Consider the following 13,363-nt stretch of genomic DNA (forward strand, 5'->3'; position numbering starts at 1 on the left):
ATCATGCGGCTATCCCGCATCATCATGGCGTTCACGGTCGGCCTGGCCGTGGCGGCCGTGCCGACCGCGGCCGGCGCGGCACAGCCGCAACCGCCCGTGTACCCGCCGACGGAAGTGTCGCTGACCATCGAGCCGCCGGCCATCCGTCTCGGCGGAACCTTCACCCTGAGGGGCACGGGCTTCGCGGCCGGCGAGGTCAGGATCGACGTGGAGATCAGCGGCAACCCCAACGCGGCACCCGCCCAGGGGACGGTCCGCCGCAGCGACGGCAGCGCCGTCGCGATGAGCGCGGTGGCCTACCAGCAGCCGCAGCCGGCGCCGACCACGTTCACCGTGACGGCGCTCGGCGACGGCACCTTCACCGTCACCTACAAGCCCAGCCGGACCGGGCGGCACCACTTCACCGCCACCCAAGGGAAACGAGCGGACGATGCCACGGGCATCGTCCTGCCGGCTCGACCGGACCGGCCGGGCGGCGGCAACCTGCCGGTGACCGGTGACAGCCTCAGCACGCCGGTGAAGCTCGGCGGCGGTCTGGCCGGTGCGGGTGCGCTGCTGGTGCTGCTCTCCCTGGCCTGGCGTCGGCGCGGTCGCTTCGGGATCGGCTCCCGCTGACCCTGCGGCACCCCGGGCAGCGCCCGGACCGTTCGTGACGGTGCCCGCCGGACCAGGTCCGGCGGGCACCGTCACGCCTGCTGTCCCCGACGCCCCACAATGACCGGATGGATCCCACGCAGCCGTGGACGGACCGCACGGGCCTGCTGGTGCTGCCCGGCGGCGCCACCGTACGCGGGCGGCGGATCGCCGCGCCCGCCGCGCCCGCCGACTTCGCCCTGCTGCTGGCGCCCGGGCCGGACCCGGCCTGGCCGGCCCGCCGGATCCGCTGGCCCGACTTCTGGCTGCCGCTCGACCGCGCCGACGCGCTCGACGCGCTGCGGGAGGCGTGGCGCCGCGCGTACGCGGGGGAGCGGGTCGAGGCCGCCTGCCACGGCGGCGTCGGCCGGACCGGCACCGCCCTCGCCGCGCTGGCCGTCCTGGACGGGCTCGATCCCGAGCACGCGGTGACCTGGGTCCGCGCGGGCTACCACCCGCGAGCGGTGGAGACCCCCTGGCAGCGCCGATGGCTGCGCCGCGTCCGCCGAGCCGCTGGGTAGGGTGCCTCTTCATGAGATCCCGGGTCCTGGCCGCGCCCACCGTCGTCGCCCTGCTCGTCACCGGGACGCCGGCCCCGGCGCACGCCGCGCCGCCGGTGACCGCCGCCCCCGCGGCGGCGGTGCCCTGTCCGCGGCTGCCGGCGCCGAAGGTGACCCGGCCGCCGCGCCCCACCCCGCCGCCGTCCGTGCCCGAGGAGCAGGCCGTCGGCGGTGACGCGCTGGCCACGGCCGGCCTCGTGACGCCGCCCGGCAGCCCGGCACCCCCGGCGATCACGGCCACCACCTGGCTGGTCGCCGACCTGGACACCGGCGCCGTGCTCGGCGCCTGCGGCCCGCACGAGTACGGGACCCCGGCGAGCACGCAGAAGCTGCTGCTGGCCGCCACCATGCTGAAGCGGCTCGATCCGAAACAGGTGGCCACCGTGACCGGGGCCGACCTGGACATCGAGCGGGGCAGCTCGGCCGTCGGCCTGCTCGTCGGCGGGCGCTACGCGGTGGAGACGCTCTGGTTGGGGCTGCTGCTCCAGTCCGGCAACGACGCGGCCAACATGCTGGCCCGGCTCGGCGCCGGCAGCGCCCGCGCCGGCGTCGCCGAGATGAACGCCGAGGCGCACCGGCTGGGCGCCCGCCAGACCCACGCCGTGACCCCGTCCGGGTTGGACGGTCCCGGGCAGTTCACCAGCGCGTACGACCTGGCGCTGATCGCCCGCGCCTGCTTCGCCGATTCGCGGTTCCGCCGCTACGCGCTCACCGAGCGGACCCAGATCCCCGCCCAGCCCGCGCTCAAGGCCGGCGGCTTCCAGATCCAGAACGAGAACCAGCTGATCTATCGCTACCCGGGTGCCCTCGGCGGCAAGACCGGCTTCACCGAGCTCGCCCGGCACAGCTACGTCGGCGCGGCCCAGCGCGGCGGCCGGCGGCTCGTGGTCACCCTGCTCGGCGCCGAGGCCCGCCCGGTACGCGGCTGGCAGCAGGGCGCCCAACTGCTCGACTGGGGCTTCTCGCTCCCCCGGGACGCCTCGGTCGGCCGGCTGGTGGAACCCGGCGAGCTGGACGCCGGGCCGGTCGCCCCCAGCGGCTCCCCGGCAGCGGCCCGCCCGGCCCCGCCGCCGCCGTGGCGCGGACCGGCCGGGACCGCGCTGCGCCGGATGGCCGACGGGGACTGGCAGGTCATCGTGCCCGCCGCCGGCCTGCTCGCCCTCATCGTCGGCGGGTCGGTGGCGGCCCTGGCCGCCCGCCGCGGCCAGTCCCGCCGGCTCGGTCGCCGCCGCGCCTGATCGCCCGTCGGCCCCCCGCACCGGTCGGGGGGATCGGCCATGATGCCGCCCGCCCCGGCGGCGCGCCCCCTATGGTCGGGTCATGCGGGACAGCCGGCCAGCCGACGGAACCACGCCGGGCGCGCCCGCAGCGGTGCACGGGCGTCCGGTAACCGGCCGCTGACCTCGGCGATGCGCCGGAGCCACCCGCACTCCGACCGCCTGCCCCGAGCCGTGCGGATCACCCCGCGGGACGTGTTCCTGCTGGTCATGCTCGGTCTGCTGGTGCACTTCCTGCTGCCGCAGCTCGGCCAGGTACGCGACGCGCTGCACGCCCTGCGGCACGCCGACCCGGTCGCGGTGACCGGCTCCCTGCTCGCCGCGGCCGCCACCTACCTCCTCAGCGCGCTCGCGCTGAAACTCGCCGTCGCCGCCCCGGTGCCGCTCGGCCGCACGGTCGCCGTCCAGGTGGCCGCCGCCTTCGTCAACCGGCTCGCCCCCGGCGCGCTCGGCGGCGTCGCGCTGAGTCTGCGCTACCTGAACCGGCAGGGAGTGACCGTGCCGGCGGCGGCCACCGCGGTCGCCGTGAATCGGGTCGCCGGGGTGCTCGGGGTCGTCCTGCTGCTGCCCGTCCTGCTGCCGTTTACCCGGGGGACCCGCCGGCACCTGGCCGACGCCGCCGCCGGGCGCGGGCTGGTCGTGCTGCTCACCGTGCTCACCGTGCTGCTGGCCGTCGCTGTGGCGCTCGCCGTACCCCGGTGGCGGGCCCGGCTCCGGGCGGCCCGGCACCAGGTCGTGGACGCCCTGCGCGCACTGGTCCGGGGTGGCCGGGTCGTGCCGCTGCTGACGGTGAGTGTGGCGCTGACCCTGGCCTACGGCGCCGCGCTCTGGCTGGCCCTGCTCGCCGTCGGACTGCCGGCCGAGCCGGCGCTGCTCGCGCCGGTGGTGCTGGTGTCCATGGTGGGAGAGGGGGTGGCCACGGCCGCGCCCACCCCCGGTGGGCTCGGTGCCACCGAGGCCGCCCTGGTCTCCGGCCTGCTGCTCTACGGCGTCCCGACCGAGACCGCGGTGGCCGGGGTGCTCGTCTACCGGCTGGCCACCTTCTGGCTGCCGGTGCTGCCCGGCTACGTGGCGTTACGCCTGCTCGTGCGGCGTGGCGCGGTGTGACGCCCGGCGGGAGCAGGCGTCAGCCGGAGGCCAGCGGGACCGGGCCGGCGGGCTCGGCGCGGACCGGCTCCGGCCAGGTGTGACCGGCCGGCTCCGGCTCGGGCACCCGCAGGCCGACCCTTGCGCCCCCGTCCGGTCCGCTGCCGACCACCACCGTGCCGCCGAGCGCGCCGGCGACCGCCCGGACGATGGCGAGCCCGAGGCCGGTGCCGGTGGCGGTGGGGAGGCCCGGCCGCCCGGCGAGCAGCTCGGGTACGGCCTCCTGGGGGATGCCCGACCCCGAGTCGACCACCTCCACCGTCCACCCGGCGGCGTCCCGCCGGCCCACCAGCGCGATCCGGTCCCCGGGACCGGTGAACTTCACGGCGTTCTCGATGAGGCAGTCCAGCGCCGCCTCCAGGCGCTCCGGGTTGACCCGGGTCAACCCGACCGCCGATCGGCAGGACCAGTCCCGGTCCGCCGCGGGCGCCCAGCGCCGGGCGATCCGGGCCAACTCGACGTCCAGGTCGACCGGGCGGATCGGGTGCCGCCGCTCCAGCTGCATCAGGGTGACCAGTCGGTGCGCGATCCGGGTCGCCTTGTCCAGCTCGTCGAGGATCACCGCGGTGTCCGCCACGGTCGACGGGTCGTCGTGGGTGCCGCGCAGCAGCTCGGTGTAGCCGCGGGCGATCGTCAGCGGCGTCCGCAGCTCGTGCGAGGCGAGCCGCACCAGCAGCTCCTGCCGGTGCGCCCGGTCCCGGTCGGCCTCGCCGATCCGGCGCATCTCGTGCAGCAGCACGTGGCGGCGGTGCACGTGCCAGGCCATCACGATGAAGATCACCGCCATCAGCGGCTCCTCGGCGGTCTCCTCCCAGCGGATCTCGCCGACCGCGGCGTGGTGCGCCAAGATCGCCCCGGTCGTGCTGGTCACCCCGGCCAGCGCGCCCACCATCCAGCCCAGCGGCCAGGTGGTGAAGCCGTAGACCAGCGCCAGACTGATCCAGACCAGGTGGAACGGCACGGTCTCCTGCCCGGGCAGGAACCACATCAGCGCCACGTTGACCGCGGCGAAGAAGATCCAGGCCCAGGCGAGCGCGCGGTCAGTCGACGGCGTACGCATAGCCCACGCCCCGAACCGTCTCGATCCGGTCCGTGCGGTCCAGCCGCCCGCGCAGCCGGCGCACCGAGACGTCGACCACGTTGCTGCCCGGGTCGAAGTCCAGGCCCCACACGTCGGACAGCAGCTCCTCCCGGCTGCACGCCCGGCCGGCCCGGCTCATCAGGTGCTGCAACAGCAGGAACTCCCGCAGCGGCAGGTCGACCCAGACCCCGTCGACGGTCGCGCGCCGCCGGTGCAGGTCCAGCTGCACCGGGCCGACCCGCAGCCACCGGCCGGCGTCACCGGCCGGCCGGCCGCGCATCCGGGCGCGTACCCGGGCCAGCAGCTCGGCCACCGCGAACGGCTTGCCCAGGAAGTCCGCCGCGCCCGCCTCGAGTACGGCGACCCGAGTGCTCACCTCCGGCACCGCGGAGAGCACCAGCACGGGCTGCTCGGGCCGCTGCGCCAGCAGCCGGTCCAGCACCTGCCGGCCGTCCAGCCCGGGCAGCATCAGGTCCAGCACGACCAGGTCGAAGTCCCGGCGCAGCGCGGCGTTCAGGCCGTCCGTCCCGGAGGCCGCCCGCTCGGTGAGCAGGCCCCCGCCCTCCAGCGCCCGCGTGACCAGCCGGCCGATCCGCTCGTCGTCCTCGATCACCAGTACCCGTCCCACCGTGCCCCCACAGACCTCGGCGACTATCTGGTGACTCAATGAAGCCCATCTGATCCTGATTCACACCACCGCCGAACGGGGTGGATTGCTGTCGCCGTTCCGACACGACCGGTCACCGCCCGGATGACGACCACATGACGGCGTGGTCATAAGCGGTCACTGGCGGGCCCGCGCTGCCCATGCTCCTGACACCGGCCCGGCCGCACGTCGTCGCGGCCGCCTTCCGCTGACCGAGGGGGTGAGGGCATGCCGCGTCGTTCCGTCTGGCCGCGCTGGTTCGTGTCCGCCAGTTGCCTGCTGCTCGTCGGGTTCGTGGTGCCACCGGGCCCCGCCGCCGCCGAGCCCACCACGGGCGCCATCACCCTGGCGGTGGTCAGCGCCCGTACCGTCGGGCCGGCGCCGCAGATCCAGCAGGGCGACCCGGTCACCGACTACCGGTGGATGATCACTGCGGACGACACCGGCGACCCGCACGACGCGCTCGAGCACTGCCTGCCCGCCCGGGCCGGGGTGGCCAGCGCGCCCGACTTCGCCGACCACTGCCGCTGGCCGTCCATCCGCAACACCCCGGGGGCGGTCCCGGTGATCGCCCAGGGCGACCAGGACACCCTCTCCTCGGGAACAGCGCTGGACGGCCTGCCCGCCGGCCGCTACCTGATCTCGGTGACCGCCGACGGCTACAAGATCGACGGCGAGCACTTCACCGTCACCGCGGGACGGACCGGCGCGGTGACCGTCGGCATGCAGCCGTACCCGCTGCCGCTCGGCGCGGTCCGGCTGCGGATCTTCGAGGACAGCGTCCCGGTCGACGGCACCTACGAGGTGGGCGCCGAACGCGGGCTCGCCGGCTTCACGGCCCACCTGGCCGACGTGATGGGCGAGGTGACCGTCGACTACTACGGCAACCCGCTATGCACCGAGTACCGGCACACCACCCCGGACGCCACCCACCCGGCCGGTCAGGTCGTCTTCGCCGACGGCCGGCCGGTCGTCGCCCGGGAGTCCACCGGCTGCCGCAGCGACGACGAGGGCGACATCGTCATCCCCAACCTCGGCCCCGACCGGTACGCGGCCTCGGTGGTCGCGCCGAGCGGGCAGTCGTGGGTGCAGACCACGACCTTGGAGGGCGGCCACGACTGGGACGTCTGGGTGCAGGAGGCCGACACCGGCTACGACACCGAGCAGAGCCTGGGCGGCGAGCCGGTCCCGTACGTCGACTTCGGCTTCGTCGCCCCGAAGCCCCTCACCGGCATCGCCGCCGGCGCGATCACCGGCACCGTCGTGCAGGCGTACACCTATGTGGGCGGTCAGGGGGGTGTGACGCTGCCGGCCGACGGGGTGGCCGGGGCGAAGATCGCCGGTCCGGTCGTCCGGCCCTGGGTGGCCCTGTCCGACCTGGGCGACGGCGACCGGATGATCTACCTGGACCGCGGTGCCGCCGACGGCTCGTTCCGGATCCCGCACGTCCCCGACGGCGACTACCAGCTGACCCTGTGGGACGGTCCGCAGGAGATGCTGCTCGACTCGTTCAACGTCACGGTCAGCGGCGGGAAGACCGTGGACATCGGCGCCAAGCCGCTGGTCGGCTGGTTCACCGAGATCACCGGCACGGTCTTCGTCGACACCAACGGCAACGGCAGGCAGGACCCGGGGGAGAGCGGCGTGCCCCGCTTCCCGGTGGTGCTCAAGGAGCGCGACAACTCCCTGATGGACCAGGCCACCAACAGCGTGGTCACCGACAGCGCCGGCCACTACGCCGTCAAGGAGGCGTACCCGCTGACCAAGTGGCTGGTGCTGGAGGCGTTCAACACCCGCTACAAGACGACCGGCATCACCTACCAGGCGCCGAACGAGCCCAACCCGACCACCCTGCTCGGCGCGGCCGTCGACGTGGACGTGCTGCCCATCATCGGGCTCGCTGGCCGGGTCGACTGGGGGGTGCAGCCCTACCAGGGCGCGGAGAACGGCGGCATCGCCGGCACCGTCACCTACGACACCACCCGCAACGAGCTGGACCCGGCGAACGCGGCCACCGAGCCGTACCAGCCGGGCGTCCCCGGCATCAAGGTCCACCTCTACGCGGTGGTCCGGGACGCCAACGGCGACCCGGTACGCGAGGCCGACGGCTCGCTGAAGAAGGGCCCGGAGCTCAACGACGCGTACACCTCGGAGACCTGGCAGCCGGGGCGGGGCTGCACCGCCCGGATGTTCGACGGGCGCCCGCTCACCGACCAGCTCGCCCTGCCGGACTTCGGCACGGAGGCGGACCAGACGTGCGTCGAGGCCCCGATGATGGGCTTCCAGGCCGCGCCGACCGACAACGACCCGACCAACTTCGGGCAGACCGTCAACGGCAACTACGCGTTCGCCGACTCCACGCTCAACCTGATCCCGCCGGGTGACCCGGCGAACCCCGGCGCGGGCCACGACCTGCCGCTGTACGCCCCGCTGCCCGACGGCGCGACCCAGCCGCTGGTGCCGGACGACTACCTGGTCAGCGTGGAGAGCCCGGCCAACCCGGTCGGCGGCGGCCCGATCTACCAGCCCACCCGCGAGGAGGACGTCAACGTCTTCGACGGCGACGGCTTCCTGCCCCAGGAGAACTTCCCGCCCGCGCCCGACCAGGCCGCCGACCAGCCGGCGCCGCCCGACCCGCAGCCCGACCCGGGTGAGCCGCCCTCGCAGGGCAACGGCATCATCTCGTCCTGCGCCGGGGCCCTGCACACGGTGCATGTCACCGACCCCGGCTTCCTCGACGGCGGCGGCAGCCCGTTCGAGGGCCAGCGGCGTCCGCTCTGCGACACCAAGCTGGTCGAGGTCCGCGGCGGGCAGGCCAGCGCCCCCAACTTCAACCTGTTCACCCCCGTGCCGCTGCCCACCCACTTCTGGGGCCTGGTGATCAACGACCTCGGGCTGACCCACGACAGGCGCAGCGCCAACTACGGCGAGGCCGAGGGCATCCCGGACATTCCCGTCGGCCTGTACGACTGGGCCGGCCGCCTGGTGGACACCGTGGACACCGACTTCAACGGCATGTACGAGGCGATCGAGCCGTCCACGAGCACCTACAACTGCCCGCTGCCGGCCGGGCCGTGCCCGAACATGTACCGCTTCGTCGGCAACGACCCCGGCCAGCCGGGCCACCTCAACGGCAACTACAACCCCCGCTACCGGACCATCGCCACCAACTTCCAGGCCTGGCCCGGCCTCTACACGGTCACCGACACCGCGCCCACCGCGGTCGCGGCCGTCGGCATCTCTCCCGGCTCGGGCCAGCTCGGCGCCGTGCAGTGCGACCCGGCCGGGGACGTTCCCCAGCTCTTCGCGGTCTCCCGACCGTTCCTGCGCAGCACCGACACCGACCGCCGGGTCACCATCACCGGCACCGGGTTCGGCAGCCGCGGCCCGGGCAGCGCGGTCGTCCTCGACTCCGCCGGCACCGACCCGACGGTGACCATCACCTCCTGGTCCGACCGGAAGATCGAGGTCACCCTGACCGGCGGCTCGGTCGGCCCGGCCGAGCTGCGGGTGACCGCCGCCAACCGCCGGACGACCACCAACGGCCTCACCTTCCAGCTGCTCGGCGCCACCACCGGCACCGGCGTCGGCGGCGCCGCCAACCCGCGGCTGTTCCAGGTCAAGCCGCCCGCGTGGGCGGTCCGCGCCGGGGAGACCACCTACGGCACGGTGCAGTCGGCGCTGGAGGCGGCCGCCGCCGCCGGCGGCATCGCGGTGGTCGCGGTCTGGCCGAACGCCCCCGGACCGGACAACCCCGCCGGCGCCTACTACGAGAACGTCGTCGTGCACTCCTCGGTCCGCCTGCAGGGCGTCGGCCCGGGCGGCCGGTACGCCGACAACACCGTGGTCGCCGGGTCGATCCTCGACGGCCGGGCGTTCGGCATCGACAACCCGACCGGCACGGCCTGGCTGAACCTGGTCGGTTCGCTGACGCACCTCGGCCCGGAGGCGGTGCCCGACGGCGCCGTGGTGACCGTGCTGGCCCGGTCGGGCCAGTTCGGCGCCGGCAACCCTGTCATGATCGACGGCTTCCGGATCACCGGCGGCAACCAGTCGGACTTCGCCGGCAACGTCAACGACGTCACCGGTGGGGTCACGACGCCGTACGGGGCGCCCGGCGCGGTGGTCACCCAGGGCGGCGGCGTCTACCTGCACGCCGGCGCCGACTACACCCGGATCACCGACAACCTCATCGTCGCCAACAGCGGTTCCTACGGCGGCGCGATCCGGGTCGGGACCCCGTACCTGAACACCAGCAACGACCACGTGAGCATCTCCCGCAACCAGATCCGCGACAACGGCGGCACCAACCTGGCCGGCGGGATCGGCATCTTCGCCGGCAGCAACGCGTACTCGGTGGACCACAACGCCATCTGCGGCAACTTCTCCGCCGAGTACGGCGGCGGGATCAGCCACTACGGCCTGTCCTACAACGGCCGGATCGCCGCCAACCGGATCTGGCTCAACCAGTCGTACGACGAGGCCGGCGGCATCATGGTGGCCGGGGAACTGCCGTCGGACCCGACGAGGCTGTCGCCCGGCTCCGGGGCCGTCGAGATCGACGCCAACGTGGTGGAGGCGAACCTCGCCAACGACGACGGCGGCGGCGTCCGGCTGCTCCAGGCCGGCAACGTGCCGATCTCGCTGGCGAACAACATGGTGGTGGACAACATCTCCACCCACGAGGGCGCGGGTGTCGCGCTCGACGACGCGCCGGACGTCCGGATGGTCAACAACACGGTGGCCGGCAACCTCACCACCGCGACCGCTGCCACCAGCAACGGTCGGGCCGCTCCCGCCGGCCTCTCCACCACCGCCAACAGCGAGCAGCTCCAGGCCACCCTGCCGGACGGCTCGCCCACCTTCAGCAAGCCGAAGCTGTTCAACAACATCTTCTGGGACAACCGGGCCGGGGAGTGGAACGGCGTCCGGGTCACCGGCATCGGCGCCGCCGACGCACCCGCCGGGGAGCCGGTCCGGCACTGGGACATGGGCTCCGCCGACGGGGTGGGCCCGCTGACCCCGACCAACTCGGTGCTCCAGGACACCACCGGCACCACGCTCAGCAGCACCAACCGGGTGGGCATCGACCCGGCGTTCCGCAGCCCGTTCCCGGTGTCGGTGCAGATCCTGACCTCGCGCACCTTCCCGTCGTTCCGCCAGGCGGTGATCGTGCTTCAGCAGGTCCCGCTCACGCAGATGGGTGACTGGCACCTGGCCGGCGCCGGCTCGTCGGCCAGTGGGCTCGGGGTGGTCTCCCGCACCTACGGCACGTTCACCGTCACCGCCCCGACGGTCGACGTCGACGGCCAGCCGCGCAGCACCACGCGACCGGACGCCGGCGCCGACGAACTGCCCTGACCGCCCGCGGGCGGCCGGCTCACACCGGCCGCCCGCGGATCCCGCCCGTCCCACCGATGGAGGAGGAGATCGTGACCGATCCCGTACGGCAGCCGAGCATCAGCCGGCGTGCCCTGCTGGCCGGCGTCACCGGTCTGGGCACCTGGGCGGTTCTGCCGGAGCGCGGCTCCGACGCCCAGCTCCGAGGCCCGGCCGCGGTGCTGCCCCGCGCGGTCCCGAACCCGACCGCGACCCTGCACCTGGCCGCCACCGACGGCTGGGTCTCCATGCCGCAGGGCGCCCCGCCGATCAGCCCGTTCTGGCCCGACCCGCTCGCCCCGTCCGGCACCGACCTCTACGTCTTCGGCTTCCGCGACGTCACCGGCCTGTCCGCCACCCAGGTCACCGCCCAACGCGGCAAGGCGCAGATCAGCGCCCCGCTGCTCGGCTTCGACCAGGAGACCGACATCAAGATCACGCTGACCAATCTCGGCCTGTCGGTCCGCCCCGACCTCACCGACGGGCACACCGTGCACTGGCACGGCTTCCGCAACGCCATCCCGCTCTTCGACGGCGTGCCGGAGCTGTCCATCTCGGTGCCGATCGGCCGCGACTTCACCTACTTCTACCGCCCGCACGACGCCGGCACCTACATGTACCACTGCCACTTCGAGGACGTCGAGCACGTGCAGATGGGCATGACCGGGATCGTCTACGTCCGCCCGGCGCAGAACGCCGGCACCGCCGACGTCCCGGCCGGGAAGTACGTCTACAACGACGGCGACGGCACCACCCGGTACGACCGGGAGTTCGCCCTGATGCTCACCGAGGTGTGGGCCGAGGCGCACTACCGGGACGCGCACATCCAGACCACCGACTGGACCGACTACAAGCCGTCCTTCTTCGCCTTCAACGGCCGCTGCCACCCGGACACCCTTGCCCCGAACGGCGACCCGATGAGCGCCGCCGCCGGCCGGCTGCGCTACCAGCCGATCTCCTCGCTGATCACGGCGAACGCGGGGGAGCGGGTGCTGCTGCGGCTGGCCAACCTCGGCTACCAGAACCACACCGTCACCGTGGACGGCGTCGACCTGCTGGTGGTCGGCAAGGACGCCGCGCTCCTGCGCGGCCGCGACGGCAGCGCCGAGTACCAGGTGACCAACACCGTCCAGATCGGGCCTGGGGAGAGCCGGGACGTCATCTTCACCGCGCCCGACCCCGGTACGTACCTGCTCTACGACCGCGACCTGACGGCGCTGGCCAACGCCGGCGGCGGACGGGGCGGGCAGCTGACCGAGATCCGGGTCTCACCGCCGGGCACGCTGCCGGCACAGATCCGGGCCAACGCCTGAGATGGGGGTTCCGATGCTTCGTCTCGACCTCGGCCGGTGGAAGCGGCTGAGCGCGGTGCCGCTCGTCGCGGCCATCGTCGCCGTGCTCGTCGTCCCCGGGCCGAGCCAGTCGGCCGCCAGCCCGCCCGCCGGCCTGCAGTGCCTCACCGCCGGCGACAGCGCCTTCGACCTGACGGCCACCGGCGGGTACGCGGCCATGCCGGACGGCAACACCATCTACATGTGGAGCTACGCGGCCGGCGGCGGCGCGTTCCAGCTCCCCGGCCCGACGCTCTGCGTCACCTCCGGGGTGAAGGTGACCGTGGTGCTGCACAACAGCCTGCCCGAGCCCACCTCGATCACTTTCCCCGGCCAGGTCCAGGTGCTCGCCGACGGCCAGCCGGCGCAGCCGGAGACCGACGCCGCCGGCACCCTCACCTCGCTGACCACCACGGCCGTCGCCAACACCGGCTCGGTCACCTACACCTTCACCGCCGGTCCGCCGGGCACCTATCTCTACCAGTCCGGCACCGACGTCCAGAAGCAGGTGCAGATGGGCCTCTACGGCGGCCTCGTGGTCCGCCCGGCCGGCCACCCCGAGCGGGAGAACGACCGGGCCGACTCGGCGTTCGACCCCGACCGCGAGTACCTCTACCTGCTCGGCGAGATCGACCCCGACCTGCACCTGGCCGTCGAGCGGAAGCGGGCCTACGACTTCGCCCGGTACAAGGCCCGCTACTTCACCATCAACGGGCGCAGCATGCCGGACACCATCGCGCCCAATTACGCCGACTGGCTGCCCGCCCAGCCGTACGGGGCGCTGATCCACATCCGCCCGTACGACCCGGTGGGCAACCCGAAGCCGGCGTTGATCCGCTATCTCAACGCCGGCTCGGTGAGCTACCCGTTCCACCCGCACGGCAGCGACGAGCAGCTCATCGCCCGCGACGGCCGGCCCGCGCAGGGCGCCGGCGGGCAGGACCTGTCCTACTCCAACTTCCTCATCGACGTGGCGCCCGGGCAGACCGTGGACACGCTGATGATCTGGAAGGACGCCGAGCACTGGGACCCGCAGGGCAACCCGATCCCGGTACCGCTGCCCTCGTTGCAGGACCAGATCGTCGGCCCCGGCCCGGAGACCTGGTTCGCGGAGAACCCGTACCTCGGCGGCGCCCCGGGCGAGCTGCCGCCCGGCGTGGTGCAGAACAACCAGTGCGGCGAGTACTACCACGTCGCGCACAGCCACGCGCTGGAACAGGCCACCAACTACGGGGCGAGCTTCGGCGGAATGATGACGCTGATCCGCATCGACCCGCCCGCCGGATGCCCGGCGTGATCAGGCAGGGGAG

Annotated in this window: 9 protein-coding genes; 7 read left to right on the top strand and 2 right to left on the bottom strand. The window is 73.9% G+C overall.

The features are described from left to right. Positions 1 to 3: 3 nt before the first annotated feature. The 4 genes from ACFYPD_RS07495 (at position 4) to ACFYPD_RS07510 (ending at position 3,577) form a co-directional block, all read left to right on the top strand. Positions 4 to 615 (top strand): hypothetical protein, encoded by a 612-nt coding sequence (locus ACFYPD_RS07495; protein WP_387110035.1) that lies wholly within the window; start codon positions 4 to 6, stop codon positions 613 to 615. 107 nt (positions 616 to 722) lie between these two features. Next, positions 723 to 1,154, top strand: a complete 432-nt coding sequence (locus tag ACFYPD_RS07500) for a protein phosphatase (protein ID WP_387110037.1) — start codon at positions 723 to 725, stop codon at positions 1,152 to 1,154. An 11-nt stretch (positions 1,155 to 1,165) separates the two neighbouring features. After that, complete coding sequence (locus ACFYPD_RS07505; protein WP_387110039.1) at positions 1,166 to 2,431, top strand: D-alanyl-D-alanine carboxypeptidase family protein; 1,266 nt, start codon at positions 1,166 to 1,168, stop codon at positions 2,429 to 2,431. 213 nt (positions 2,432 to 2,644) lie between these two features. After that, positions 2,645 to 3,577 carry a flippase-like domain-containing protein gene (locus tag ACFYPD_RS07510; protein WP_387110041.1) on the top strand — a complete coding sequence of 311 codons (933 nt, stop codon included), beginning with the start codon at positions 2,645 to 2,647 and terminating at the stop codon, positions 3,575 to 3,577. Positions 3,578 to 3,596: 19 nt separating this feature from the next. Here ACFYPD_RS07510 and ACFYPD_RS07515 read toward each other — a convergent pair whose 3' ends face one another. Then, positions 3,597 to 4,676 carry a sensor histidine kinase gene (locus tag ACFYPD_RS07515; RefSeq protein ID WP_387110043.1) on the bottom strand — a complete coding sequence of 360 codons (1,080 nt, stop codon included), beginning with the start codon at positions 4,674 to 4,676 and terminating at the stop codon, positions 3,597 to 3,599. Then, the gene (locus ACFYPD_RS07520; RefSeq protein ID WP_387110045.1) at positions 4,657 to 5,325 is read right to left on the bottom strand and encodes a response regulator transcription factor; all 669 of its coding nucleotides are present in this window, start codon (positions 5,323 to 5,325) and stop codon (positions 4,657 to 4,659) included. Before ACFYPD_RS07520 ends, ACFYPD_RS07515 begins: the two co-directional genes overlap by 20 nt. A 246-nt stretch (positions 5,326 to 5,571) precedes the next feature. Between ACFYPD_RS07520 and ACFYPD_RS07525 the strand changes: the two genes are divergently transcribed. The 3 genes from ACFYPD_RS07525 to ACFYPD_RS07535 all read left to right on the top strand — a co-directional run bounded on the left by ACFYPD_RS07525 (position 5,572) and on the right by ACFYPD_RS07535 (position 13,350). Next, positions 5,572 to 10,704, top strand: coding sequence for an IPT/TIG domain-containing protein (locus ACFYPD_RS07525; RefSeq protein ID WP_387110047.1), 5,133 nt, complete (start codon positions 5,572 to 5,574; stop codon positions 10,702 to 10,704). 71 nt (positions 10,705 to 10,775) lie between these two features. Further along, positions 10,776 to 12,035, top strand: coding sequence for a multicopper oxidase domain-containing protein (locus ACFYPD_RS07530; protein ID WP_387110049.1), 1,260 nt, complete (start codon positions 10,776 to 10,778; stop codon positions 12,033 to 12,035). Positions 12,036 to 12,048: 13 nt separating this feature from the next. After that, positions 12,049 to 13,350: a multicopper oxidase domain-containing protein gene (locus ACFYPD_RS07535; RefSeq protein ID WP_387110051.1), complete on the top strand. Its 1,302-nt coding sequence runs from the start codon at positions 12,049 to 12,051 to the stop codon at positions 13,348 to 13,350. Positions 13,351 to 13,363 lie beyond the last annotated feature (13 nt).

It is taken from the genome of Micromonospora sp. NPDC005299, from assembly GCF_042872345.1.
GTDB lineage: Bacteria > Actinomycetota > Actinomycetes > Mycobacteriales > Micromonosporaceae > Micromonospora.